We start from the raw sequence: 24,228 nt of genomic DNA on the forward strand, positions 1-24,228 counted from the left end.
GCCATACGGTCGCGCCAGCTCTGCGTCAGGCAGAGTTGGTTCGATCTGGGGTCGTTTGCATGATACAGGGGCGGAAGCGCGTACGCCTGCGGAAGTGAGCACTCTCTCAGCGTCCGGCCTGCGATCCCTCGGTGCTGCGGCCGGTACCCAGCCAGCCGGCGAGCTTGCCGCCCCGGGCGACCGCGCGCAGCCTGCGCTCCGCCGCGTCCCGCACGGGATCGGTGGCGACGACGAGGAGTTCGTCGCCGCGCCGCAGCATCGTCTCCGGCGACGGCACGAAGGACGTCCCGTCCCGCACGACGAGGGTGACGGCGGACCCGGTGGGCAGCCGCAGTTCGCCGACCTCGACGCCGTGCATGCGCGACCCCGCCGGGACGGTGACCGACAGCAGGTGGCCGCGCAGCCGCTCCAGGGGCGCCGACTCGACGCCCAGGTCGGCCGCGCCGGAGTCGCCGAGCCGCAGCAGCCGGGCGAGACCGGGCAGGGTCGGGCCCTGCACGAGGGTGTAGACGACGACCAGCAGGAAGACGATGTTGAAGATCCGCTCGCTGCCCTGGACGCCCTGCACCATCGGGATGGTCGCCAGGATGATGGGCACGGCGCCGCGCAGCCCTGCCCAGGACATCAGGGTCTGCTCCTGCCACGGCACCCGGAACGGCGTCAGGCACACGACGACGCCGAGCGGGCGGGCCACCATGGTCAGCACCAGCCCGACGACCAGCGCGGGCACGATGTCGTCGGTGAGTTCGTGCGGGGTGACCAGCAGGCCGAGCAGCACGAACATGCCGATCTGGGCGAGCCAGCCGAGCCCTTCGGCGAAGCCGCGGGTGGCGGGCCAGTGCGGCAGCTTGGCGTTGCCGAGCAGCATCGAGGCGAGGTAGACGGCGAGGAACCCGCTGCCGTGGGCGAGGGCGCCGGCCGCGTAGGCGGTGACCGCGATGGCCATGACGGCGATCGGGTAGAGGCCGGAGGCGGGCAGCGCGACGCGCCGCAGGCTCCAGGCGCCGAGCCAGCCGGCCGCGAGGCCGATGGCGGCGCCGATGGCCAGCTCCAGGAGGATCTCGCCGACCAGCACGTACCAGTGCTCGACCGGGCCGGCCGTGGAGAAGGCCACCACCAGGATGACGACGGGGGCGTCGTTGAAGCCGGACTCGGCCTCCAGGGTGCCCCGCACCCGCGCGGGCAGCGGCACCTTCCGCAGCACCGAGAAGACGGCCGCCGCGTCCGTCGAGGACACCACCGCGCCGATGATCAGCGACTGCCGCCAGTCCAGCCCGGTCAGCAGGTGCGCCGCCGTGGCCGTCACGCCGACGCTCACCGCGACGCCGGCCAGCGCCAGCGCGGACGCGGCGGGCAGGACGGGCCTGATCTCGGTCCACTTCGTGCCCAGTCCGCCCTCGGCGAGGATCACGACCAGGGCCGCGTAGCCGATGACCTGGGTCAGCTCGGCGTTGTCGAACTGGATGTCGCCGATGCCGTCCTGGCCGATGGCGATGCCGATGCCCAGGTACACGAGCAGGCTGGGCAGTCCGCTGCGCGAGGAGATCCGGACCGCCGCGACCGCGACGAGCAGGACGAGCGAACAGACGAGCAGGAGCTGGTTGAGGTGGTGGACAGTCAGCGGCGTTCCTTCCCGGTCCGGACGCACCCGTGAGGGAGCGCGTGTCCGTCGCGGGCGACGCGCCCGCTTCCGGGCGGACCGCTTCGGTGCCACGGCGCATCGATGTCACGGCGAACTACTTCGTTACCTTACCTAACTCTTGACGCGTTCTTGACGCGGAGAACGGCAAGATCGAACGCCCGTCCGGGCTGGTTCCCCACTCCGCGTCAAGGGGCGCGGGGCCCTGCGCCTATCGTTGCTCCAGCGCTCAGTTAAAAGCACAGCCTCGACCTGCCGCTCGCGTTAGGACAGCAAGGACAGCGATGCCCACCGACACCACCGCCTCCACGGGTCAGCAGGCCGGCACGTCCGGCAGGAAGAAGGGGCGTAAAGCCCGTCTGGTCGTGCTCGTCCTGGTGCTGGCCCTCATCGGAGGCGTCGCCTACGGGGCGTACTGGTCCGTCAGCACCGTGCGCGCCTCCTTCCCGCAGACCACGGGGACCCTCACCCTCAAGGGACTGTCCGGTCCCGTCGACGTCAAACGCGACGGCAACGGCATCCCGCAGATCTACGCCTCCTCCGACGAGGACCTGTTCATGGCGCAGGGCTACGTCCAGGCGCAGGACCGGTTCTACGAGATGGACGTGCGCCGGCACATGACGTCGGGCCGGCTGTCGGAGATGTTCGGCGCGGGCCAGGTCGACAACGACGCGTTCCTGCGCACCCTCGGCTGGGACCGGATCGCGAAGCAGGAGTACGAGGAGGAGCTCGCCCCCGCCACCAAGAAGTACCTCCAGGCGTACGCCAAGGGCGTCAACGCCTACCTGGAGGGCAAGGAGGCCAAGGAGATCTCCCTGGAGTACGCGGCGCTGGACTTCGAGAACGGCTACGCCCCGGGCGAGTGGACGCCGGTCGACTCCGTGGCCTGGCTGAAGGCGATGGCCTGGGACCTGCGCGGCAACATGCAGGACGAGATCGACCGGGCGCTGCTGACCAGCCGTCTCGGCCCGAAGCAGATCGCCGACCTGTACCCGTCGTACCCCTACAGCCGGAACAAGCCGGTCATCCAGGAGGGCGGCTACGACGAGAACAGCGGCACCTTCGAGGCCGAGGGCGGCTCGGGCGACGGTGCCGGGGACGGCACGGGTACGGGCGACGGGTTCGGTGCCGGGGACGGCACGGGTACGGGCGACGGGTTCGGTGCCGGGGACGGCACGGGTACGGGCGGCGGGTTCGGTGCCGGGGACGGCGCGGGTACGGGCGACGGCACCGGCGCGGAGATCGGCAACGGCGCGGAGACCGGCGGTCCGGGCTTCGAGAGCCAGCTCACCGGACTGCAGCGGGTGCTGGAGGACCTGCCCGTCGCCGTCGGCGTCAACGGCGACGGCATCGGCTCCAACTCCTGGGTCGTCTCCGGCGAGCACACCGTCTCCGGCAAGCCGCTGCTCGCCAACGACCCGCACCTGTCGGCCTCGCTGCCGTCCGTCTGGTACCAGATGGGCCTGCACTGCCGCAGCGTCTCCGACAAGTGCCGCTACGACGTCACCGGTTACACCTTCGCGGGCATGCCCGGCGTGATAATCGGCCACAACCAGGACATCGCCTGGGGCCTGACCAACTCCGGCGTCGACGTCACCGACCTGTACCTGGAGAAGATCACCGGCGACGGCTACCAGTACGGCGACAAGGTGGTGCCGTTCGAGACGCGCGAGGAGACCATCAAGGTCGCCGGCGGCGCCTCGCGGAAGATCGTCGTCCGTGAGACCGGGAACGGCCCGCTGCTGTCGGACCGTTCCGACGAGCTGGTGAAGACCGGCAAGAAGGCCACCGTCGACCGCGCGGCCCCCGACCGGGGCGACGGCTACGCCGTGTCGCTGCGCTGGACCGCCCTGGACCCCGGCCGCACGATGGACGCCGTCTTCGCGATCAACCGCGCCAAGGACTGGGACGACTTCCGCGAGGCCGCCGAGCTGTTCGAGGTGCCCTCGCAGAACCTCGTCTACGCGGACACCGAGGGCCACATCGGCTACACCCTGCCCGGGAGGATCCCGGTCCGGGCGGAGGACCACGACGGTTCGGTGCCCGCCCCCGGCTGGGACCCCGACTACGAGTGGACCGGCTGGATCGAGCAGGACGAACTGCCCTACGAGTACGACCCGGAGCGCGGCTACATCGTCACCGCCAACCAGGCCGTCGTCGGTGAGGACTACCCGTACACGCTGACCACGGACTGGGGGTACGGCGCCCGCAGCCAGCGGATCGACGACCTGATCCAGTCGAAGATCAAGGACGGCGGGAAAATCTCCACCGACGACATGCGGCAGATGCAGCTGGACAACTCCAGCGCCATCGCCAAGCTGCTGGTCCCCGAACTGCTCAAGATCGACATCGACGACGAGCACGTGCGCGAGGCGCAGAAGCTGCTGGAGGGCTGGGACTACACCCAGGACGCCGACTCGGCCGCCGCCGCGTACTTCAACTCCGTCTGGCGCAACATCCTCAAGCTCTCCTTCGGCCACAAGCTGCCCAAGGAGCTGCGGGTGAAGGGCCAGTGCCTGTGGGTCGACCCGGTCGACACCACCGGCCCGGCCGACGAGGCGCGCAAGGTCCGCGAATGCGGCCAGCGTGCCGCGGACCAGGCGCAGCCGGACGGCGGCGACCGCTGGTTCGAGGTGGTCCGCCGGCTGATGGCCGACGAGGACAGCGAGTGGTGGACCACGCCGAAGCGCGGCACCCGGCCCGCCGCGGAGAACCGCGACCAGCTGTTCGAGCGGGCCATGATCGACGCCCGGTGGGAGCTGACCGCCAAGCTCGGCAAGGACATCGACACCTGGAGCTGGGGCCGGCTGCACCGCCTGTTCCTGGACAACCAGACGCTCGGCACCGAGGGCCCCGGCTTCGTGAAGTACGTGCTCAACCGCGGCCCGTGGAAGCTCGGCGGCGGCGAGGCCACCGTCAACGCCACCGGCTGGAACGCCGCCGGCGGCTACGGCGTGGTGTGGGTGCCGTCCATGCGGATGGTGGTCAACCTCGACGACCTCGACAAGTCCCGCTGGATCAACCTCACCGGCGCCTCCGGCCACGCCTACAACGCCCACTACATCGACCAGACGGACAAGTGGGCCGCGGGCGAACTGCTGGAGTGGGCCTACTCGGAGAAGGCGGTCGAGGACTCCACCACCGACACCCTGGTGCTCGAGCCCTGACCCGCCGCCGCGCACCGCGGACGTGACGACCGGCCCCCACGCGCGCGTGGGGGCCGGTCCGCGTCTTCAGGAGCTTTCCGGCGGGTGCGGCGCGGGACGGCCGAACCGCCGCACCCCGGACGGTGTCACCACCGCGTGCACCGGCCGGTCGTGCGGCTCCTCGGGAACCCGCTCGACGACCTCCCAGTCGTACAGCAGCACCACCAGCGCCGGACGGGCGCCGGCGCGGTCGAGGCGGGCGAGGACACGGTCGTAGGAGCCGCCGCCGCGGCCCAGCCGCATGCCGCGGGCGTCCACCGACAGACCCGGCAGCAGCACGGCGTCCGCCTCCGTCACGGCGTCGGGCCCCAGGCGCTCCCCGGCCGGCTCCAGCAGGGTCATCCGCCCGCCGCCGTGACGCGCCGGCCTCAGGGAGCCCGGCCCCCGGTACACGCCCCACGCCAGGTCGTTGTCCGGCAGCAAGGCGGGCAGCAGGACGCGCACGCCCCGCGCGCGCAGCGCGTCCAGCAGGGCGAGGGTGCCCGGTTCGCTTCCCACGGAGACGTACGCGGCCACCGTGCGCGCCTCGGCCAGCTCGGGCAGCGCGAGCGCCCGGCGGGCCAGGGCGTCGGCGTGTCCGTGAACGTCATCGGCCGTCAACCCGTATCTCACCTGGAGGACATGACGCCGTCGTGTGCGCTTGTCAGGTTCGGGCTGACCCTGGTTCTGTCTCAAGACGATTCCCGTAATGTCTTCATATGCTCATATGGGCAATCCTTGAGCGGAGTGACAGATTCAGGGCAAAGACACCGGCTAGGGTGTCGGCCATGTCTCAGTCACACCCGCGGATCAGCAAGGCTGTCATCCCCGCCGCCGGCCTCGGCACCCGGTTCCTGCCGGCCACGAAGGCCACGCCCAAGGAGATGCTGCCGGTGGTCGACAAGCCGGCGATCCAGTATGTGGTCGAAGAGGCCGTCGCCGCCGGCCTGGACGACGTCCTCATGGTGACGGGCCGCAACAAGCGCCCCCTCGAGGACCACTTCGACCGCAACTACGAACTCGAGTCCGCGCTCGAGAAGAAGGGCGACGGCGAGCGCCTCGCCAAGGTCCAGGAGTCCAGCGACCTCGCCACCATGCACTACGTCCGCCAGGGCGACCCCAAGGGCCTCGGCCACGCCGTGCTGTGCGCCGCCCCGCACGTCGGCGACGAGCCCTTCGCCGTCCTCCTCGGCGACGACCTCATCGACCCGCGCGACCCGCTCCTCCAGCGCATGATCGAGGTCCAGCAGCAGCACGGCGGCAGCGTCGTCGCGCTGATGCAGGTGGCCCCCGAACAGATCCACCTCTACGGCTCCGCCGCCGTCGAGGCCACCGCGGACGACGACGTCGTCCGGCTCAGCGGCCTGGTCGAGAAGCCCTCCCGCGAGGAGGCGCCCTCCCACTACGCCATCATCGGCCGCTACGTCCTCGACCCGGCCGTCTTCGACGTGCTGAGCAAGACCGAGCCCGGCCGCGGCGGCGAGATCCAGCTGACCGACGCCCTCCAGCAGCTCGCCGCGGACGCCACCCTCGGCGGCCCGGTGCACGGCGTCGTCTTCAAGGGCCGCCGCTATGACACCGGCGACCGCGGCGACTACCTGCGTGCCATTGTCCGGCTCGCGTGCGAACGTGAGGACCTGGGAACGGACTTCCGGACCTGGCTCCACCGATTCGTCACCGAGGAGATGCAGCAACGTTGAGCAGCGCCGCGCCCCGCACCGCAGAACCGGACCGCCTCTGGTCGGTGGACGAGCACCTGGACGACATCCTCGCGACCGTCCGCCCGCTCGAACCCATCGAGCTGAACCTCCTCGACGCACAGGGCTGCGTCCTCGTCGATGACATCACGGCCCCGGTCTCCCTGCCCCCCTTCGACAACAGTTCGATGGACGGCTACGCGGTGCGGGTCGCCGACGTCGCGGGCGCGAGCGAGCGGTACCCGGCGTCCCTGGAGGTCGTCGGCGACGTCGCGGCCGGCGCGGCCGATCCCGTCCACGTCGGCCCCGGTCAGGCCGCCCGCATCATGACCGGCGCCCCGCTGCCGCCCGGCGCCGAGACCGTCGTCCCCGTCGAGTGGACCGACGGCGGACTCGGACAGGGCCCCGCCGCCGGGATGCGCGCCCGCGGCCTCGCCCCCGACGGCGCCACCGGACAGGTCGGCGTGCACCGCCCCGCGCCCGCCCGCGCGCACGTCCGCGCCCAGGGCGGCGACGTCCGGGCCGGCGACCGCGTCCTGGAGGCCGGCACCGTCCTCGGCCCGCCGCAGATCTCCCTGCTCGCCGCCGTCGGCCGCGGCACGGTCCGGGTGCGCCCCCGCCCGCGCGTGGTGGTCCTCTCCACCGGCAGCGAACTCGTCCAGCCCGACGAGGAACTGCGCCCCGGCCGGATCTACGACTCCAACAGCTTCGCCCTGACCGCCGCCGCCCGGGACGCCGGCGCCATCGCCTACCGCGTGGGCGCCGTCGCCGACGACGCCGAGACCCTCCGCGACACCATCGAGGACCAGCTCGTCCGCGCCGACCTCATGGTCACCTCCGGCGGCGTCAGCGTCGGGGCGTACGACGTCGTCAAGGAGGCGCTCTCGCACGCGGGTGACGAGGACGAGCCCGGCAGTGGCGTGGAGTTCCGCCGCCTCGCCATGCAGCCGGGCAAACCCCAGGGCTTCGGCTCCATCGGCCCCGACCACACCCCGCTGCTCGCCCTGCCCGGCAACCCGGTCTCCGCCTACGTCTCCTTCGAGCTGTTCGTCCGCCCCGCCATCCGCACCCTGATGGGCCTCGAGGACGTCCACCGGCCGCGGGTCCGCGCCGAGCTGACCGCCGAGAAGGCGCTGACCTCGCCGAAGGGCCGCCGCCAGTTCCTGCGCGGCCGGTACGCCGACGGCACGGTCACGCCCGTCGGCGGGGCCGGCTCGCACCTGGTCGCCGCCCTCGCGCGGGCGAACGCGCTCATCGTGGTCCCCGAGGACGTCGAGGACGTGGCGCCGGGCACCGAGGTCGAAGCGGTCCTGCTCGGCTGAGCACGGCCGGTTGGCGGTACCGTGTCGCGCACAGCAGGCCCGTGCCCCGCACCCCGACGGGCCACGACCGGGAGCGCCACACGATCATGACCGTGCCTTCCCGGGGGGACACCCCCGGCACCTTCGACGACCAGTCCCGTCTGACCCACATCGACGAGGCGGGCGCCGCCCGCATGGTCGACGTGTCCGGCAAGGACGTCACCGCGCGCACCGCGCGGGCCACCGGCCGCGTGCTCGTCGCGCCCCGCGTGGTCGAGCTGCTGCGCGGCGAGGGCGTGCCCAAGGGCGACGCGCTCGCCACCGCGCGCATCGCGGGCATCATGGGCGCCAAACGCACCCCCGACCTGATCCCGCTGTGTCACCCCCTGGCGCTCTCCGGTGTGAAACTGGACCTGTCGGTCGCGGACGACGCCGTGGAGATCGCGGCGACCGTGCGGACGACGGACCGCACGGGCGTCGAGATGGAGGCCCTCACCGCGGTGTCCGTGGCCGCGCTCACCGTGATCGACATGGTCAAGGCGGTCGACAAGGAGGCGGTCATCACGGACGTGCGGGTGGAGGAGAAGACGGGCGGCAGGTCGGGCGACTGGAGCCGGTCATGACGGCCGCCGCGGCCCCGTACCGGGCTCTGGTGGTCACGGCGTCCAACCGGGCCGCCGCCGGCGTCTACGCGGACACGGGCGGTCCCTTGACCGCCGCGGGCCTGGAGCGGTTCGGCTTCGCCGTCGACGGCCCGCGGGTGGTCCCCGACGGCGACCCCGTGGAGGCCGCCCTGCGCGCGGCCGTCGACGCCGGATACGACGTCGTCGTCACCACCGGCGGCACCGGCGTCTCGCCCACCGACCGCACCCCCGAGGCCACCCGCCGGGTGATCGACCGCGAGATCCCCGGCATCGCGGAGGCCATCCGCGCGTACGGCCGGGACAAGGTGCCCACCGCCGCCCTCTCCCGGGGACTCGCGGGAGTCGCGGGCGGCACGCTGATCGTCAACCTCCCCGGCTCCAGCGGCGGGGTGAAGGACGGCCTCGCCGTCCTGGAGCCGCTGCTGAGGCACGCCGTGGACCAGCTGCGCGGCGGGGACCACCCCCGCCCGGACACCGGTGACGGAGGTGCGCGCTGAACACCCCGTACTGGCCGGTGGAACTGGTGGACGGCGACATCGTCCTCCGCCCGATAAAGCTGCGTGACCAGAAGGCCTGGCGCGAGGTGAACCGCCGCAACCGCGACTGGCTGCGCCCCTGGGAGGCGACCATCCCGCCGCCCACGCCCAGCGGCCCGGTCACCCACCGCCCCACCTACCGGCAGATGGTGCGCCACCTGCGCTCCGAGGCGAACGCGGGCCGCATGCTGCCGTTCGTCATCGAGTACCGGGGCCGCCTCGTCGGGCAGTTGACGGTCGCCGGGATCACCTGGGGCTCGATGTGCTCCGGGCACATCGGCTACTGGGTGGACGAGGCCGTGGCCGGACGGGGCGTGGTGCCGACGTCCGTGGCGATGACCGTCGACCACTGTTTCCGCACCGTCGGACTGCACCGCGTCGAGGTGTGCATTCGCCCCGAGAACGGGCCGAGCCGCCGGGTCGTGGAGAAACTCGGATTCCGCGCGGAAGGGATGCGTCCGCGCTATCTCCACATCGACGGCGCGTGGCGCGACCATCTCGTGTTCGCGCTCACCGCGGAAGAAGTCCCCGACGGCCTGCTCGCCCGCTGGCGCCGTACCCGCGCGCAGGAACGGTCCCGCGATGAGCTGCCCGGACACGAACGGCGCGACCGGGGAATCCCGCGCGGCCCCGGTAATTGAATATACGTTCGAATTGTGGCGCGGGGAGGCCGACTGCGAGCCGGCAATTACCGCGTTCCGGCCCCTGTCTGACCGCATCCATCACAAGAAAATTTCGAAATATCAGCCAGATCGTGCGACACACCGGCTCAATTGGCCTATGGCCCCGTGCCGACCCCTCTACGGTGTGAGACGTGAGCAGCAGCGGCCTCATCTACGCAGTCATCGTCGGGGCCTGGGCCGCCTACTTGGTGCCGATGTGGCTCCGTAGGCAGGACGAGCTGAACGAGGCACGTCCGACGGAACGCTTCAGCACCGCCATCCGACTGCTGTCCGGACGGGCGGGGATGGAGCGCCGGTACGCCAAGGACCTGCGGGCGCGCTCCGCCGACGAGGGGGAGCGGAGCGTCCACGACCCGGACGCGGTCACCGACTCGGTGGACGTCCGGGCCTTCGCCGTGTCCCAGACCCGTCCGCAGACCCAGGTGCCCGTGCCGGCCCCGCCCGGGGAACGGCCGGAACCCGGCCACGGCGGGCGGGCCCCGCAGGAGCGCGGCGAACCGCACACCGCCGGACCGCATCCCGCCGAGACGGCCGCCGCACGGGGGCCGGCCGCGCAGGACCGCGTCCCCGCCGCGCGCCGCGCCCCGGACGCCGCCCGCCGGGACCGCACCGCGCAGGCCGCCGCCGAACGCGCCCGGCGTTCGCAGGTACTCGCGCGCCGCCGCCGCACCACCACGATGCTGTTCCTCGCCTTCACGGTCGGCGCGGTCGTCGCCGCCGTCGGCGGGCTGGCGTTCCTGTGGGCGCCCGGCGTGCCCGCCGTGCTGCTCAGCGCCTACATCGCCTACCTGCGCTCCCAGGAACGCCGCCGGTTCGCCTACCAGATGGACCGCCGCCAGGCCGAGGCCGCCGCGCAGCGGCTGCGCGAGCGGCGGCCCCGCCGCCGTCCCGTCGTCGACGAGGCCGACCCGGACGAACCGGAGGGCCCGGAAGCGGGCGCCGACACCGACCCCGGCCTGTCCGCGCTCGCCGCGGACCGGCGCGCGCTGGTCGAGCAGACCGACCACGCCGAATGGGTCGACCAGCAGCGCGAGCGCAGCCGGCGGCCCGGCCAGGGCGGCGACAGCTGGGACCCGGTCCCCGTCCCGCTGCCCACGTACGTGACGGCCCCGGTCGCTCCGCGCGCCTCCGGCGACGTCGATCTCGGCGCCCCGGACACCTGGAGCTCCGCCCGCTCCAGCGCCGTACCGGCGGACGGGACGCAGGCGGCGGCCGAGGAGCCGCGGCCGCCGGCGGCCGACGACCAGGACGCCGGTGACGGCCGCAGCGACGCCCGCCGCGCCGCCTCCGCCCGCCGCTCCCGCGAGCGCGGACGCACCCCGCTCTTCGACCAGTACGAGGACGGCGACCGCCCCAAGGCCGCGAACGAGTAGCCCCCGGACAACGGATTTTTGAGCACCCCGATCGGGATGCTAAAGTTTCACTCGTTGCAAGGGCCTGTGGCGCAGTCCGGTAGCGCACCTCGTTCGCATCGAGGGGGCCAGGGGTTCAAATCCCCTCAGGTCCACGCAACGAAGCCCCGGCCGGGTTCACCCGGCCGGGGCTTCGGCTTGTTCCGCGACAGCGAACACATTCCCGCCCGCCGCCCGCGTGGGAGGGGGCGGGACGAGACGTTCGTCTCCTGGTCCCCGGACGAGTGCCGCTCCCTCTTCCCCGGCCGCCCGGCCGCGGACGGACCGGCCAGGCGCCGGCGGATCGCCGACAAGGCGTGCCGCCGGCACACCTGCCCGGGCAGGCGTGCCGGATCAGGCGGCTACAGCTTCTTGGCGTAGCAGCGGCTGGACTCGTGGAAGCGGTAGTAGCCGAACTTTTCGCAGGGCTCGTAGCCGCTGGAGGTGTAGAGGGCGATGGCCTCCGGCTGCTTGGTGCCGGTCTCCAGGACCATGCGGACGCGGCCGGCGGCGCGGGCGTCCTCCTCCAGGGCGGCGAGGATGCGGCGGGCGAGGCCGCGGCCGCGCATCTGCTCGACGACGTACATGCGCTTCAGCTCCGCGTCGCCGTCGCGGTTGCCCTCGCCGTTGGCGTCCTGGACGCGCCAGCCGCCGGAGGCGACCGGGACGCCGAGCTCGTCGTAGGCGACCAGGTAGGTGCCGTTGGGGGGCCGGAAGTCCGCGGGGTCCATGGGGGTTTCGTCGCCGCCGTCGCCGTAGCGGACGGCGTACTCGGCCTGGACCTCTGCGTCCAGTTTCACAGCGTCGGGGTGGTCGTAGGGGACCCGGCGGATTTCCATGACGAACACCGTAAAACATGCCCGGACCTGCGCGTGTCGTATCGTGCCCTGGTGCTCACTGTGACCTCTGTCAACGTCAATGGACTCCGCGCCGCCGCGAGGAAGGGCTTCGTGGAGTGGCTCGCCGGGACCTCCGCCGATGTGCTGTGCCTCCAGGAGGTGCGGGCCGAGGCGGCGCAGTTGCCGGAGACGGTGCGGGAGCCCGAGGGCTGGCACGTCGTGCACGCGCCGGCCGCCGCCAAGGGGCGCGCGGGCGTCTCCCTGTACACCCGGCGCGAGCCCGAGCGGGTCCGGGTCGGGTTCGGCTCGGCGGAGTTCGACGGCAGCGGGCGGTACGTGGAGGCGGATCTGCCCGGTGTGACCGTCGCCTCCCTGTACCTGCCGTCCGGCGAGGTCGGCACGGAGCGGCAGGACGAGAAGGTGCGCTTCATGGACGAGTTCCTGGCGTACGTCAAGGAGCTGCGGGAGAAGGCCGCCGCCGACGGCCGTGAGGTCGTGGTCTGCGGCGACTGGAACATCGCGCACGAGAAGGCCGACCTGAGGAACTGGCGCGGCAACACCAAGAACTCCGGCTTCCTGCCCGAGGAGCGGGAGTGGCTCTCCCGCGTCCTCGACCCGGCCGACGGCGGCTACGTCGACGTGGTGCGGGCCCTGCACCCGGACGTCGACGGGCCGTACTCGTGGTGGTCGTACAGAGGGCGGGCCTTCGACAACGACACGGGCTGGCGCATCGACTACCAGATGACGACCCCGGGCCTCGCGGACCGCGCGGTGAAGGCGTACGTGGAGCGGGCGGCCACGCACGCCGAACGCTGGTCGGACCACGCGCCGGTGACGGTGGTGTACGCGTAGGCGGCCCACGGGCGACGAGCCGCCGGGTACGCGGGCCCGCGCGCGGCCCCGCCGAGCGTGCGGCCGCCCCGGGGCGCCCGGGCGGCCGTGGCCGTCACCTCCCGTCCGGCGGGGGAGGCAGGACGCACATCCCCACCAGGGCGGCCGAGATGTTCCTCGTGCTCGGCGGCAGTCTGCGCGTGCTGCTGGGCGACCGGATCGTCACCCTGGGGGCGGGCGGCTTCGTGACGGTGCCGCCGCGGCTGCCGCACGCCTTCGCCCCGGACCGGGACGAGGAGGCCGACGTGCTGGTCGCCTTCACCCCCGGCACGGACCGCTTCGACTCCTACCGTCTGCTGGAGCGCGTCCACCGGGGCGAGGCCACCGTCGAGGACATCAGGGCCGGTTCCGAGCGGTACGACGACCACTGCTGCGCCGGCCCCCTCTGGCAGGCGGAGGCGGCCGGGGTCCGACCGGCCGCCGGGAAGGCCCCCGGCCTCCGGCGCGGCTCAGTCCCGTGTGCGCAGCCTCCGGTCCAGCGCCAGCGACAGCTCCGCGTCCACCACGCTGCGGGCCAGCGGGCGCAGGCGGTGGAGGGCCTCCTCCGGGGCGTGGCGGAGGATCAGGCCGGCGAAGAGGTCGGCCAGCGCGTCGGCGTGGGTGCGGACCTCCGCGCCGGCGCGGAGCACCTCGCCGAGCGGGATGCCCTCGCGGACCAGCGCGGACGACACCTCCAGCAGGCGGCGGCTGATGTGGACGATCTCCTCGCCGTCGACGCCGAGGTAGCCGAGGTCCAGGGCGGCGGCCAGGTTCTCGGGGGTGACCTCGCCCGCGAAGTGGTCGGCCAGCTCCTCGGGGGTCAGGCGGACCGGGGTCTCCTCGGTGGGGACCTCCACGCCGAGCAGGTCGCCGACGTCGCGCCCGTTGTCGAAGGCCTCGGCCAGCTCCGCTATGCCGTTCAGCGTGTGGCCGCGCTCCAGCAGCGCGGTGATGGTGCGCAGCCGGGCCAGGTGGTGGTCGTCGTACCAGGCGATGCGGCCCTCGCGGCGCGGTGGCGGGATCAGTTTCCGCTCGCGGTAGAAGCGGAGCGTGCGCACGGTGATGCCGGCGAGCCGCGCCAGCTCCTCCATGCGGTACTCGCGCCGCCGCGTGGGTTCCTCGGTGTCGTCTGCCACACCTGAACCCTAGGTCGTACCGGCGGTAACTTTCCTCGCGCACCCCCTACCCATGAGTACGGCACTGCTCTACGCTCCTCATTGCGCCAGTGTTCACTGGCATGGTTCGGAGCGATGCGCGGAGGCTTTGGGATGGCCGAGCACGAGCATGTACGGGTCGCGGTGATCGGGTCGGGTTTCGGCGGACTCGGGGCCGCCGTACGGCTGCGCCGCGAGGGGATCACCGACTTCGTCGTCCTGGAACGGGCCGGCAGCGTCGGCGGCACCTGGCGCGACAACAGTTACCCCGGGTGCGCCTGCGACGTGCCGTCGCACCTGTACTCCTTCTCCTTCGCGCCCAACCCCGACTGGCCGCGCTCCTTCTCCGGCCAGGAGCACATCCGCGCCTACCTGGAGCACGTCACCGACGTCTTCGGGCTGCGCCCGCACCTCCGCTTCCACGCGGAGGTGAAGCGGATGACGTGGGACGCCGAGCGGCTGCGCTGGGACATCGAGACCACCGGCGGGAACTGGAGCGCGGACGTCGTCGTCTCCGCCACCGGGCCGCTGTCCGAGCCCAGGCTGCCGGACGTCCCCGGCCTCGACGCCTTCCCCGGCAAGGTGTTCCACTCCGCCCGCTGGGACCACGACTACGACCTGCGCGGCAAGCGCGTCGCCGTGATCGGCACCGGCGCCTCCGCGATCCAGATCGTCCCGTCGATCCAGCCGCAGGTGGACCGGCTCACCCTGTTCCAGCGCACCCCCGCCTGGGTCCTGCCCCGCATGGACCGGCCCATCGGCGCCGCCGAGCGCGCCGTGCACCGGGCGCTGCCCTTCACCGCCAAGCTGCGCCGCGGGGTGCTCTGGGGCCTCCGGGAGCTGCAGGTCCAGGCGTTCACCAAGCACCCGGGCGAGCTCGGCTTCGTCGAGCAGCTCGCCAAGCGGAACATGGCGCGGGCCGTCAAGGACCCGGCGCTGCGCGCCAAGCTCACCCCGGACTACCGCATCGGCTGCAAGCGGATCCTGCTGTCCAGCACGTACTACCCGGCGCTCGCGCAGCCCAACGTGGACGTCGTCGCGAGCGGGCTGAGCGAGGTGCGCGGCTCCACCCTGGTGGCCGCCGACGGCACCGAGGCCGAGGTCGACGCGATCGTGTTCGGCACCGGCTTCCACGTCACCGACATGCCGATCGCCGAGCGGGTCGTCGGTCCCGGGGGCAGGACCCTCGCCGAGTCCTGGGCGGGCGGCATGCAGGCGCTGCGCGGCGCCTCCGCGGCCGGTTTCCCCAACTGGATGACGATCATCGGCCCCAACACCGGCCTCGGGAACTCCTCGATGATCCTGATGATCGAGTCCCAGCTGACCTACATGGCCGACTACCTGCGTCAGCTCGACGTCCTCGGGGGCCGGGTCGCCCTCGACGCCCGCCCCGGCGCGGTGCGCGCCTGGAACCACCGGGTGCAGGAGCGGATGAAGCGCACGGTGTGGAACACCGGCGGCTGCACCAGCTGGTACCTCGACGCCAGCGGCCGCAACACCACCATCTGGCCCGGCACCACCGCCGAGTTCCGGCGCGCCACCCGCCGCGTCGACCTCGCCGAGTACACCGTGCTGCGCGCCCCCGCCGAGCGGCCGGAGGCCGGCACGGAGAGCGCGGAGGCGGCCGCATGAGCCGCCCCGCCCCCGTCACCACCGGGCGTTACGCACCGCCCGCCCCGGTGCGCGAGCTGACCGCCGTCTCCGCCGACGGCGCCCCGCTCCACGTCGAGGTGCACGGCCCCGAGGGCGCGCCCGCCGTCGTCCTCGCGCACGGCTGGACCTGCTCGACCGCGTTCTGGGCCGCGCAGATCCGCGAACTCGCCGCGGACCACCGGGTGATCGCCTACGACCAGCGCGGTCACGGACGCACCCCGGCGAGCCCCACGTGCAGCACGGAGGCGCTCGCCGACGACCTCGAGGCCGTGCTCACCGCCACCCTCGCCCCCGGCGAACGGGCCGTGGTCGCCGGGCACTCCATGGGCGGCATGACGGTGATGGCCGCCGCCGGCCGGCCCGCGTTCCGCGAGCACGCCGCCGCCGTCCTGCTGTGCAGCACCGGCAGCGGGCGGCTGGTCGCCGAGTCGACCGTGCTGCCGCTGCGGCCGGGCCGGTCGCGGACCTGGATGACCGCGCGCGTCCTCGGCACCCGCGCCCCGCTGGGCCCGGTCACGCCGCTCGCCCGGCGCATCCTCAAGTACGGCACCATGGGCCCCGCTTCGGCGCCGGACATGGTGGAGGCCTGCGCCCGCGTCGTGCACGCCTGCCCGCGCACCGTGCGCCACGCCTGGTCGCACGTGCTCGCCGGCCTCGATCTCGACGACGCCGTGCGTGAGGTGAGGGTGCCGGCGGAGATCGTCGTCGGCACCGCCGACCGGCTCACCCCGCCCGTGCACGCCCGCGCGCTCGCCGCCGCGCTGCCCGACTGCCGCGGCGTCACCGAACTGCCCGGCGTCGGCCACATGACGCCCGTCGAGGCGCCCGACCTGGTCACCACGCGGATCCGGGACCTCGTCGCCGCCCACGTGAGTGCCCAACAGCCCGCCGTACCCGTCGAGGAGAGCGCATGAGCAGGGTCAGTCTCGAAGGCAAGGTCGCCGTCGTCACCGGGGCGGCGCGCGGGGTCGGGGAACTGCTGGCCCGCAAACTCTCCGCGCGTGGTGTGAAGGTGGCGCTGGTCGGTCTGGAGCCGGACGCGCTGAAGGACGTCTCCGCCCGGCTGCACAGCGACAGCGACCACTGGTACGCGGACGTCACCGACCACGAGGCGATGGCGCGGGTCGCCGGGGAGGTGCGGGAGCGGTTCGGCCGGGTGGACATCGTGGTCGCCAACGCCGGTGTGGCGACGGGCGGTCCGTTCACCGAGTCCGACCCGGACGCCTGGCGGCGGGTGATCGAGGTCAACCTCGTCGGGTCCGCCGTCACCGCGCGGGCGTTCCTGCCGCTGCTCACCGAGACCCGCGGCTACCTGCTGCAGATCGCGTCCCTCGCCGCGATCACCCCGGCGCCGATGATGACGGCCTACTGCGCCTCCAAGTCCGGTGTGGAGGCGTACGCGCACGCGCTGCGCGCCGAAGTCGGGCACCAGGGCGTGAAGGTGGGCGTCGGCTACCTGTCGTGGACGGACACCGACATGGTGCGCGGTGCCGACCAGGACGACGTCATGCGGGAGTTGAGGCAGCGGCTGCCGTGGCCGGCCAACAAGACCTACCCGCTGGGGCCCGCCGTGGACCGGCTGGTCGCCGGTGTCGAGCGGCGTGCCGGACACGTCTACGGACAGGGCTGGCTGCGCGGCATGCAGAGCATCCGCGGCTGCCTGCCCGCCCTCATAGGCACCGTGGGGCAACGGGAGATGAAGCGGTTCGCGGGCCGGCTCGACGGTCTGCGCATCGGGCTGGTCGGAGCGGGCGGCAACGCCGACGAACAGCATCGCGCTACGGTCCGTGACTGATCGACATGCGCGGGGTGACCGCCCGTGTGAATCTGGTCGGGCAAGTTCCCCCACCCCACCACGGGAGTGAACCCACATGGGTATGAAGGACCAGATGCAGGAGAAGGCCGGGCAGTTCCAGCAGCAGGCCAAGCAGCGCGCCCAGCAGGGCAAGGAGCAGCTGCAGAACCGCGGCCGCCGTCGGGACGACGAGACGGACCCGCAGCGCCGCCGCGAGTCCGAGGAGCGTTTCGACCAGGACCGCGAGGTCTGACGCTCGCGCACCCGGACAGTGACGTGCCGTAGGAAGGGGTGCCCCTGGCGAAGGGGGCACCCCTTCCTCCCGTCCTCAGCCGCTCCGCGGCGGCAGCGCGGGACGGGACCGGTCGGGCACGTCGCCGTATCCGGGCGGAGAGGCGGGCGGTTCGGCCTCCAGCGCCTCCAGGGCGAGCCGTACGGCGTCGTCCAGGACCGCGTGCCGGCCCTCGGCCCAGTCCAGCGGGGTGCGCAGCGCCTCCAGGTCGGGGTCGACGCCCCGGTTCTCCACGGACCAGCCGTACGCGTCGAACCAGGCCGCGTTCATCGGCACCGTGATCACCGTGCCGTCGCCGAGCCGGTGCCGGCCGGTCATGCCGACCACGCCGCCCCAGGTGCGCTGCCCCACCACGGGCCCCAGCTTCAGCAGTTTGAACGCGGCGGTGATCATGTCGCCGTCGGAGCTGGTCGCCTCGTCCGCCAGCGCGACGACCGGTCCGCGCGGCGCGTTGGAGGCGTACGACACGGGCTGGGCGTCGCGGGTGAGGTCCCAGCCGATGATGGTGCGGGTCAGCTTCTCCACCACGAGTTCGCTGATGTGCCCGCCCGCGTTGCCGCGCACGTCCACGATGAGCGCGGGCCGGGACATCTCCATGCGCACGTCCCGGTTGAACTGCGCCCAGCCGGAGCCGCCCATGTCGGGGATGTGCAGATACCCGCAGCGCCCGCCGCTCAGCTCCCGCACGACGGCGCGTCGTTTGGCGACCCAGTTCTGGTAGCGCAGGGGCGTCTCGTCGGCCAGCGGGACGACCGCCACCCGCCGGGGCGGGCCGTCGCCCGGAGCGGAGGGGCCCGAAGGGCCTTCCTCGGAAGGGCGGTGGGTGACGGGCGGGCGGAAGGTCAGCTCCACGGTCGTGCCGCCCGCGGCGGCGAGCAGCGGGCAGGGGCCGGTGACCGGGTCCACCGGGCGGCCGTCGACATGGGTGAGGACCGCTCCCTCGCGGATGCCGGCGCCGGCCAGCGGGGAGCGGGCGCGGGAGTCGGAGGAGTCGCCGGGCAGGATCCGCCTCACCGTCCAACCCGCCTCGCGCGGCACCAGGTCGGCGCCGAGCAGTCCCTGGCGGCGCTGGTAGTGCGGGGGCCCCTCGTTGCGGCGGGCGGCGGTGACGTAGGCGTGCGAGGTGCCCAGTTCGCCGAGGACCTCGCGCAGCAGGTCGGCGAACTCGTCGGGGGAGGCGACCCGTTCGACCAGCGGACGGTACTGCTCCAGCACGCCGTCCCAGTCGATGCCGCACATGCCCGGGTCCCAGAAGTAGGCGCGGATCAGCCGCCCCGCCTCCGCGTACGCCTGGCGCCACTCGGCCGCCGGGTCCGCCTCGTGCTTGATGCGGCGCAGGTCGATCCACACGGTGGAGTCGCCGTCGCCCGGCTCGGTGGCGGGCACCGCGCGCAGCTCGCCCTCGTCGGCCACGACCAGCCGGGTGCCGTCGCCGCTCACCGCGAAGAAGTCGAGGTGGGTGACGAGGTCGGACTTCTTGGCCCTGGGGATGTCGAAGTACTCCAGGGTGGGCCGGCCGCTGGTGTCGTCGGGGTTGGCGAACGTCTCGCCGAGCGCACCCGAGATCGGCCAGCGCAGCCACACCAGCCCGCAGCCCGCGACCGGGTACAGCCCCGAGTACTTGGAGGCGGCCACCGGGAACGGCGTCACCCTGCTCTCCAGGCCCTCCGCCTCCACGGTGACCGTGCCGCCCTCCTCGGTCTCCTCCTGCTCCACCGGGTCCAGGCCCCCGGCGGCGGGGCGGCCCTCGGGGTTCAGCGCGAACGGCGAGGGCGTCGCCGAGGACAGCGGCACCAGGTACGGGCGGCAGCCCAGCGGGAAGGACAGGTCGCCGGTGTGCACGTCGTACACCGGGTCGAAGCCGCGCCAGGACAGGAACGCCAGATAGCGGCCGTCGCGGGTGAAGACCGGGTTCTCGTCCTCGAAGCGGCCGTCTGTGACGTCGAGGATCAGCCGGTCCTTGATCCGGGCGAGTTTGATCTGCCGCAGCGACCGCCCGATCACCGGGTGGGACCAGGCCAGCCAGGCCCCGTCGGGGGAGAAGGCGAGGTCGCGCACCGGGCCGTTGCCGGAGTGGATCAGCTCGGTGACCTCCCGCGCGGTCCCGTCCGTCGCCCCGTCGGTGTCCACCAGCAGCAGCCGCCCGTCGTGCGCGGCGACCGCGAGCCGCTGCCCCTCGGGGTCGACGGCCATCTCCAGCACCCGGCCCAGTTTCCCGGCGGCCAGCCTCCGGTGCGCGCGGTGGCCGGTCGCCCGGGGCAGCGAGGCGATCTCCACGGCGTCCTCGCCCTCGGCGTCCGTGACGTAGGCGACCTGGCCGCCCGCGCCGAGCATCTCCGGCAGCCGCACCCGTACGCCCGGGGTGTCGGTCAGGGTGCGGGCGGGGCCGTCGCGGTGGGTGAGCCAGTACAGGCTGCCGCGCACGACGACGGCGCTCGCGCGGCCGGTCTCGTCGACGGACAGGCCATCCAGGTGCTGGGCGGCGGGCACCTGGTACGGGCGCCGGCCGGAGCGCGGACCGCTCAGCCGCACGTCGAGCCGGCGCGGCTTCGATCCGGGGGACAGGTCGTCCACGATCCACAGGTCGCCGGCGCACTGGTAGACGACCCGGGTGCCGTCGGTGGACGCGTGCCGGGCGTAGAAGGCGTCGTGGTCGGTGTGGCGGCGCAGGTCGGTGCCGTCGTAGGCGCAGGAGTAGAGGTTGCCGATGCCCTCGTGGTCGGAGAGGAAGGCGATCCGGCCGCCGGCGAACACGGGGGAGTGGAGGTGGCCGTCGATCCCCTCCAGCAGGCGGTGCCCGTGCAGCCACAGCCGGCCGGTGGCGCCGCCCCGGTAGCGCTTCCAGGACGCCGGTTCGTGCGGCGGGGCGCCGGTGAGCAGCAGCGACTTGCGCTCACCCGCGAGGTCGGCGACCTGGATGTCGGAGACCGGGCCCCAGGGCAGCTTGCGTCCGGGGCTGCCGTCGAGGCCCAGCTTGTAGGCCCAGGTGAAGTAGGAGAAGGGCTCGCCGTGCGAGGTGACGGCGAGGATCGCGGCGTGCCCCTGCTCGTCGGGCGGGGCCCAGCCGCAGACCCGGGTGTCGGAGCTGCCCCAGTACGTCAGCCGCCGTCCGGGACCGCCGTCCACCGGCACCAGGTGCACCTCGGGGTCCAGGGTGCGCCAGCTCGTGCACGCGAGGTGGCGGCCGTCGGGGGAGAAGCGGGGGTGGCCGAGCTTGGTGCGGTCGGCGGTGAGCCGCCAGGCGCGGCCCGGCCCGTCCAGCGGGGCGAGCCAGAGGTCGTCCTCCGCCACGAAGCACAGCAGGTCGTCCTTGAGGTGCGGCAGACGCAGATAAGTCACCCTCCCCATGCTTTTCCGGGGGGCGGACGGCAGCAACTTATGCCGGACTGACAACCGTGACGCAGAACACGAACGAAACCGTGTCGTTTCGTTAGGGGATCGGGGTACCTTCTTCTCGTACGAAACCGTGTCGTTTCTTTGATGCGGTGAGACCGAGCGGAAAGGTGGTCGGCATGAGTGACATCGCGACGTCACGTCGCAGCCGGATCACCCCCGAGCGTGAGGCCGGCCTGTACCGGGCCGTGCTCGACCTGCTCCGTGAGGTCGGCTACGACGCCCTCACCATGGACGCCGTGGCCGCCCGCACCCGGTCCAGCAAGGCCACGCTCTACCGCCAGTGGGGCGGCAAGGCCGAACTGGTCGTCCGGGCGATGCGCAGCCAGAAACCGGGCAGCACCGCCGACGTGGACACCGGGTCCCTGAGGGGTGACCTGCACACCATCATCGGCCGCGAGGACGACTGCGTCATGGCGCAGAACGTCGCCCTCATGCGGGCCCTCGCCATGGCGGTGCACCAGAGCGACGACCTCCGTCAGGCGTTCCGCGAGCTGCTGGTGGAGCCGGAGATCGGGGAGTTCCGCCGGATCGTCGACCGCGCGGTCGAACGGGGCGAGGTCCGCGCGGACAACCCGGCGCTGGACTACATCGTGCACATGCTCGTCGGCGCGTTCGCCACACGGACGCTGATCGACGAGCAGCCGCCCACGCAGGCGTTCCTCACCTCGTACATCGACGCCGTGGTGCTCCCCGCCCTCGGAGTCGCCCCACCCCACTGACCGCCCCACAGTCAGCCACTTCCTGACGTCACCTCCCCCATGGCCCGAAGGGCATGGGGGGTACCCCCAGCGTCGTCGGGCTGATCCGTCCTGCCCTGAAGCAACCACGACTGACCGGGAGTACGCCCTCGTGGCCACATTCCTCTACCGACTCGGCCGGTTCTCCTTCCGGAAACGGCACTTCGTCGCCCTCTTCTGGGTGGCGCTGCTGGCGCTCGCGGGCGTCGGCGCGGCCGGCGCGCCCGCGGCCGGCACCTCCTCCTTCTCCATCCCCGGCACCGAGGCCCAGAAGGCCTTCGACCTGCTGGAGGAACGCTTCCCCGGCGCCAGCGCCGACGGAGCCACCGCCCGTGTCGTCTTCAAGGCGCCCGACGGCGAGAAGATGACCGACCCCGGCAACAAGGCGGCGGTCCAGAAGACCGTCGGCGAGCTGTCCGACGGCGCCGAGGTCGCCCAGGTCACCGACCCGTACCGGACCGGCGGCGTCAGCCGGGACGGCACGATCGCCTACACCTCGGTGACCTACAAGGTCTCCGGAATGGAGCTGGAGGAGTCGACCCGCGAGGCCCTGAAGGCCGCCGGGGAGGACGCCCGCGACTCCGGGCTGACCGTCGAGATCGGCGGCGACGCCCTCCAGGCCATACCGGAGACCGGCACCGCGGAGATCATCGGCATCGGCGTCGCCGCCGTCGTGCTGGTCATCACCCTCGGCTCGCTGCTCGCCGCCGGGCTGCCGCTGCTCACCGCCATCGTCGGCGTCGGCATCGGCGTGGCCACCATCACCGCGCTGGCCAGCACGCTCGACCTGGGCTCCACCACCTCCATCCTGGCCTCGATGATCGGTCTCGCGGTCGGCATCGACTACGCCCTGTTCGTGGTCTCCCGCTACCGCGCCGAACTGGCCGAGGGACGCGGGCGCGAGGAGGCGGCCGGACGCGCCGCGGGCACCGCCGGCTCCGCGGTGGTCTTCGCCGGCCTGACCGTCATCATCGCCCTGGTGGGCCTGACCGTCGTCAACATCCCGATGCTGACGAAGATGGGCATCGCCGCCGCCGGCACGGTCGCCGTCGCGGTCCTCATCGCCCTCACCCTCATCCCCGCCGTGCTCGGCTACGCGGGCCGCCGCATCCGCCCCGCGGGCGAGAAGAGCAAGCTGCTCGGCGGCGGCCGCGCCGGGGACAAGGCGGACCGCCCCAACATGGGCACCCGCTGGGCGAGCTTCGTCGTCCGCCGCCCGCTGGCCGTGCTGCTGCTCGGCGTGGTCGGCCTCGGCGCCGCCGCGGTCCCGGCCGGCTCCCTGGAGCTGGGCCTGCCCGACGACGGCTCCCAGCCGACGTCCACCACCCAGCGCCGCGCCTACGACCTGCTCTCCGAGGGCTTCGGCCCCGGCTTCAACGGCCCGCTGATGGTCGTGGTCGACGCCAAGGGCAGCGACGACCCGCAGGCCGTGTTCCAGCAGGCCGGCGACGACATCAAGGCCCTCGACAACGTCGTGACCGTCGCCCCGGCGGCCCCCAACAAGGCCGGCGACACCGCGACGATCACCGTGATCCCGGACGCCAAGCCGTCCTCGGTCACCACCGAGGACCTGGTGCACGACATCCGTGCCGCGGGCGCCGGCCTCAAGGCCGACAGCGGCGCCGACGTCCTCGTCACCGGCGCCACGGCGATGAACATCGACGTCTCGCAGAAGCTCAACGACGCGCTGGTGCCGTACCTGGTGCTGGTGGTCGGGCTCGCGTTCCTGCTGCTGATCGTGGTGTTCCGCTCGATCCTGGTCCCGCTGAAGGCGGCCCTCGGCTTCCTGCTCTCCGTGCTGGCGGCCCTCGGCGCGGTCGTCGCGGTCTACCAGTGGGGCTGGCTGTCCGGCCTGATGGGCGTCGAGGAGACCGGCCCGATCATGTCGATGATGCCGCTCTTCATGGTCGGCGTGGTCTTCGGACTGGCCATGGACTACGAGGTCTTCCTCGTGACCCGCATCCGCGAGGCCCACATCCACGGCGAGAAGCCGAACCAGGCGGTGGTCACCGGATTCCGGTACAGCGCCCGGGTGGTGACCGCCGCGGCGGTCATCATGATCGCGGTGTTCTCCGGGTTCATGGGGTCCAGCGACTCCATGGTCAAGATGATCGGCTTCGGCCTCGCGATCGCCGTCCTCTTCGACGCGTTCGTGGTCCGCATGGCCATCGTCCCGGCCGTCCTGGCGCTGCTCGGCGACAAGGCCTGGTGGCTGCCGAAGTGGATGGACCGCGCCCTGCCCAACGTGGACGTCGAGGGCGAGAGCCTCGCCGTGCACGACGGCACGGCGGACAGGGACGACGAGGACAAGGAACTCGTCCGCGCCTGACGGCACGGACGGTCACGACCAGCCGGTGAGGGCTCCGTGGGGACGGGGCGCCCTCACCGGCTTCCTCGTTCCGTCCGCCGCACGGAA

General features: G+C 72.9%; 19 protein-coding genes, 1 tRNA gene and 1 pseudogene. 16 read left to right on the plus strand and 5 right to left on the minus strand.

Annotation, left to right across the window (positions count from 1 at the left end; genetic code table 11):
- Positions 1 to 106: 106 nt before the first annotated feature.
- On the minus strand, positions 107 to 1,648 hold the full coding sequence (locus ACIQ8B_RS09275) for a potassium/proton antiporter (protein WP_290001212.1): 1,542 nt from the start codon (positions 1,646 to 1,648) through the stop codon (positions 107 to 109).
- Between the two features lie 275 nt (positions 1,649 to 1,923).
- On the opposite strand from ACIQ8B_RS09275, the gene ACIQ8B_RS09280 reads away from it, so the two are divergent.
- Positions 1,924 to 4,806, plus strand: coding sequence for a penicillin acylase family protein (locus tag ACIQ8B_RS09280; RefSeq protein WP_403546310.1), 2,883 nt, complete (start codon positions 1,924 to 1,926; stop codon positions 4,804 to 4,806).
- Positions 4,807 to 4,872: 66 nt separating this feature from the next.
- Here ACIQ8B_RS09280 and ACIQ8B_RS09285 read toward each other — a convergent pair whose 3' ends face one another.
- On the minus strand, positions 4,873 to 5,445 hold the full coding sequence (locus ACIQ8B_RS09285) for a 5-formyltetrahydrofolate cyclo-ligase (RefSeq protein ID WP_403546311.1): 573 nt from the start codon (positions 5,443 to 5,445) through the stop codon (positions 4,873 to 4,875).
- A gap of 167 nt (positions 5,446 to 5,612) precedes the next feature.
- Here ACIQ8B_RS09285 and galU point away from each other — a divergent pair, with 167 nt between their 5' ends.
- The 7 genes from galU to ACIQ8B_RS09320 all read left to right on the plus strand — a co-directional run bounded on the left by galU (position 5,613) and on the right by ACIQ8B_RS09320 (position 11,192).
- The gene (gene galU / locus ACIQ8B_RS09290) at positions 5,613 to 6,524 is read left to right on the plus strand and encodes a UTP--glucose-1-phosphate uridylyltransferase GalU (protein WP_403546312.1); all 912 of its coding nucleotides are present in this window, start codon (positions 5,613 to 5,615) and stop codon (positions 6,522 to 6,524) included.
- Entirely contained in the window at positions 6,521 to 7,843 is a 1,323-nt protein-coding gene (gene glp, locus ACIQ8B_RS09295; protein WP_403546313.1) for a gephyrin-like molybdotransferase Glp, read from the plus strand. Before galU ends, glp begins: the two co-directional genes overlap by 4 nt.
- 86 nt (positions 7,844 to 7,929) lie before the next feature.
- Positions 7,930 to 8,445, plus strand: a complete 516-nt coding sequence (moaC, locus tag ACIQ8B_RS09300; RefSeq protein ID WP_290001203.1) for a cyclic pyranopterin monophosphate synthase MoaC — start codon at positions 7,930 to 7,932, stop codon at positions 8,443 to 8,445.
- Entirely contained in the window at positions 8,442 to 8,963 is a 522-nt protein-coding gene (locus tag ACIQ8B_RS09305; protein ID WP_403546314.1) for a molybdenum cofactor biosynthesis protein B, read from the plus strand. Before moaC ends, ACIQ8B_RS09305 begins: the two co-directional genes overlap by 4 nt.
- 17 nt (positions 8,964 to 8,980) lie before the next feature.
- Positions 8,981 to 9,643 carry a GNAT family N-acetyltransferase gene (locus ACIQ8B_RS09310; protein WP_403546315.1) on the plus strand — a complete coding sequence of 221 codons (663 nt, stop codon included), beginning with the start codon at positions 8,981 to 8,983 and terminating at the stop codon, positions 9,641 to 9,643.
- A 173-nt stretch (positions 9,644 to 9,816) separates the two neighbouring features.
- On the plus strand, positions 9,817 to 11,058 hold the full coding sequence (gene glpR / locus ACIQ8B_RS09315; RefSeq protein WP_403546316.1) for a gephyrin-like molybdotransferase receptor GlpR: 1,242 nt from the start codon (positions 9,817 to 9,819) through the stop codon (positions 11,056 to 11,058).
- A gap of 60 nt (positions 11,059 to 11,118) precedes the next feature.
- Positions 11,119 to 11,192: transfer RNA gene (locus ACIQ8B_RS09320), tRNA-Ala, on the plus strand.
- A 246-nt stretch (positions 11,193 to 11,438) separates the two neighbouring features.
- On the opposite strand, the gene ACIQ8B_RS09325 is transcribed toward ACIQ8B_RS09320, so the two are convergent.
- Positions 11,439 to 11,915 (minus strand): GNAT family N-acetyltransferase, encoded by a 477-nt coding sequence (locus tag ACIQ8B_RS09325; protein WP_290001193.1) that lies wholly within the window; start codon positions 11,913 to 11,915, stop codon positions 11,439 to 11,441.
- A 51-nt stretch (positions 11,916 to 11,966) separates the two neighbouring features.
- Between ACIQ8B_RS09325 and ACIQ8B_RS09330 the strand changes: the two genes are divergently transcribed.
- Both ACIQ8B_RS09330 and ACIQ8B_RS09335 read left to right on the plus strand, forming a co-directional pair.
- Positions 11,967 to 12,767 carry an exodeoxyribonuclease III gene (locus tag ACIQ8B_RS09330; RefSeq protein ID WP_403546317.1) on the plus strand — a complete coding sequence of 267 codons (801 nt, stop codon included), beginning with the start codon at positions 11,967 to 11,969 and terminating at the stop codon, positions 12,765 to 12,767.
- Positions 12,728 to 13,051 (plus strand): annotated as a pseudogene (locus tag ACIQ8B_RS09335) (cupin domain-containing protein); the annotation flags it as partial. The gene ACIQ8B_RS09330 and the pseudogene ACIQ8B_RS09335, both read left to right, overlap by 40 nt.
- A gap of 204 nt (positions 13,052 to 13,255) precedes the next feature.
- Here ACIQ8B_RS09335 and ACIQ8B_RS09340 read toward each other — a convergent pair.
- A complete protein-coding gene (locus ACIQ8B_RS09340) occupies positions 13,256 to 13,876 on the minus strand; it encodes a MerR family transcriptional regulator (protein ID WP_106416372.1) in 621 nt (206 codons plus the stop codon).
- Between the two features lie 177 nt (positions 13,877 to 14,053).
- Here ACIQ8B_RS09340 and ACIQ8B_RS09345 point away from each other — a divergent pair, with 177 nt between their 5' ends.
- The 4 genes from ACIQ8B_RS09345 to ACIQ8B_RS09360 all read left to right on the plus strand — a co-directional run bounded on the left by ACIQ8B_RS09345 (position 14,054) and on the right by ACIQ8B_RS09360 (position 17,640).
- A complete protein-coding gene (locus ACIQ8B_RS09345; protein ID WP_403546318.1) occupies positions 14,054 to 15,571 on the plus strand; it encodes a flavin-containing monooxygenase in 1,518 nt (505 codons plus the stop codon).
- A complete protein-coding gene (locus tag ACIQ8B_RS09350; protein WP_403546319.1) occupies positions 15,568 to 16,506 on the plus strand; it encodes an alpha/beta fold hydrolase in 939 nt (312 codons plus the stop codon). The genes ACIQ8B_RS09345 and ACIQ8B_RS09350 overlap by 4 nt, the downstream gene beginning before the upstream one ends.
- Positions 16,503 to 17,387 (plus strand): SDR family oxidoreductase, encoded by an 885-nt coding sequence (locus ACIQ8B_RS09355; RefSeq protein ID WP_106413810.1) that lies wholly within the window; start codon positions 16,503 to 16,505, stop codon positions 17,385 to 17,387. The genes ACIQ8B_RS09350 and ACIQ8B_RS09355 overlap by 4 nt, the downstream gene beginning before the upstream one ends.
- A gap of 76 nt (positions 17,388 to 17,463) precedes the next feature.
- On the plus strand, positions 17,464 to 17,640 hold the full coding sequence (locus ACIQ8B_RS09360) for a hypothetical protein (RefSeq protein ID WP_167743360.1): 177 nt from the start codon (positions 17,464 to 17,466) through the stop codon (positions 17,638 to 17,640).
- A gap of 75 nt (positions 17,641 to 17,715) precedes the next feature.
- On the opposite strand, the gene ACIQ8B_RS09365 is transcribed toward ACIQ8B_RS09360, so the two are convergent.
- The gene (locus tag ACIQ8B_RS09365) at positions 17,716 to 21,018 is read right to left on the minus strand and encodes a S41 family peptidase (protein WP_403546320.1); all 3,303 of its coding nucleotides are present in this window, start codon (positions 21,016 to 21,018) and stop codon (positions 17,716 to 17,718) included.
- Between the two features lie 173 nt (positions 21,019 to 21,191).
- Here ACIQ8B_RS09365 and ACIQ8B_RS09370 point away from each other — a divergent pair, with 173 nt between their 5' ends.
- Together ACIQ8B_RS09370 and ACIQ8B_RS09375 are read left to right on the plus strand one after the other, a co-directional pair.
- The gene (locus ACIQ8B_RS09370; RefSeq protein ID WP_290001165.1) at positions 21,192 to 21,794 is read left to right on the plus strand and encodes a TetR/AcrR family transcriptional regulator; all 603 of its coding nucleotides are present in this window, start codon (positions 21,192 to 21,194) and stop codon (positions 21,792 to 21,794) included.
- A gap of 130 nt (positions 21,795 to 21,924) precedes the next feature.
- Positions 21,925 to 24,141: an MMPL family transporter gene (locus tag ACIQ8B_RS09375; RefSeq protein WP_403546321.1), complete on the plus strand. Its 2,217-nt coding sequence runs from the start codon at positions 21,925 to 21,927 to the stop codon at positions 24,139 to 24,141.
- Positions 24,142 to 24,228 lie beyond the last annotated feature (87 nt).

The sequence above is a fragment of the Streptomyces sp. NPDC096105 genome (assembly GCF_044763335.1).
Taxonomy (GTDB): domain Bacteria; phylum Actinomycetota; class Actinomycetes; order Streptomycetales; family Streptomycetaceae; genus Streptomyces.

Excerpts from the sequence above, each read along its gene's own strand:
- ACIQ8B_RS09280 (WP_403546310.1), top strand. The coding sequence starts at position 1,924 with ATGCCCACCGACACCACCGCCTCCACGGGTCAGCAGGCCGGCACGTCC.
- galU (WP_403546312.1), top strand. The coding sequence starts at position 5,613 with ATGTCTCAGTCACACCCGCGGATCAGCAAGGCTGTCATCCCCGCCGCC.
- moaC (WP_290001203.1), top strand. The coding sequence starts at position 7,930 with ATGACCGTGCCTTCCCGGGGGGACACCCCCGGCACCTTCGACGACCAG.
- ACIQ8B_RS09305 (WP_403546314.1), top strand. The coding sequence starts at position 8,442 with ATGACGGCCGCCGCGGCCCCGTACCGGGCTCTGGTGGTCACGGCGTCC.
- ACIQ8B_RS09325 (WP_290001193.1), bottom strand. The coding sequence starts at position 11,915 with ATGGAAATCCGCCGGGTCCCCTACGACCACCCCGACGCTGTGAAACTG.
- ACIQ8B_RS09340 (WP_106416372.1), bottom strand. The coding sequence starts at position 13,876 with ATGGAGGAGCTGGCGCGGCTCGCCGGCATCACCGTGCGCACGCTCCGC.
- ACIQ8B_RS09345 (WP_403546318.1), top strand. The coding sequence starts at position 14,054 with ATGGCCGAGCACGAGCATGTACGGGTCGCGGTGATCGGGTCGGGTTTC.
- ACIQ8B_RS09350 (WP_403546319.1), top strand. The coding sequence starts at position 15,568 with ATGAGCCGCCCCGCCCCCGTCACCACCGGGCGTTACGCACCGCCCGCC.
- ACIQ8B_RS09355 (WP_106413810.1), top strand. The coding sequence starts at position 16,503 with ATGAGCAGGGTCAGTCTCGAAGGCAAGGTCGCCGTCGTCACCGGGGCG.
- ACIQ8B_RS09360 (WP_167743360.1), top strand. The coding sequence starts at position 17,464 with ATGGGTATGAAGGACCAGATGCAGGAGAAGGCCGGGCAGTTCCAGCAG.
- ACIQ8B_RS09370 (WP_290001165.1), top strand. The coding sequence starts at position 21,192 with ATGAGTGACATCGCGACGTCACGTCGCAGCCGGATCACCCCCGAGCGT.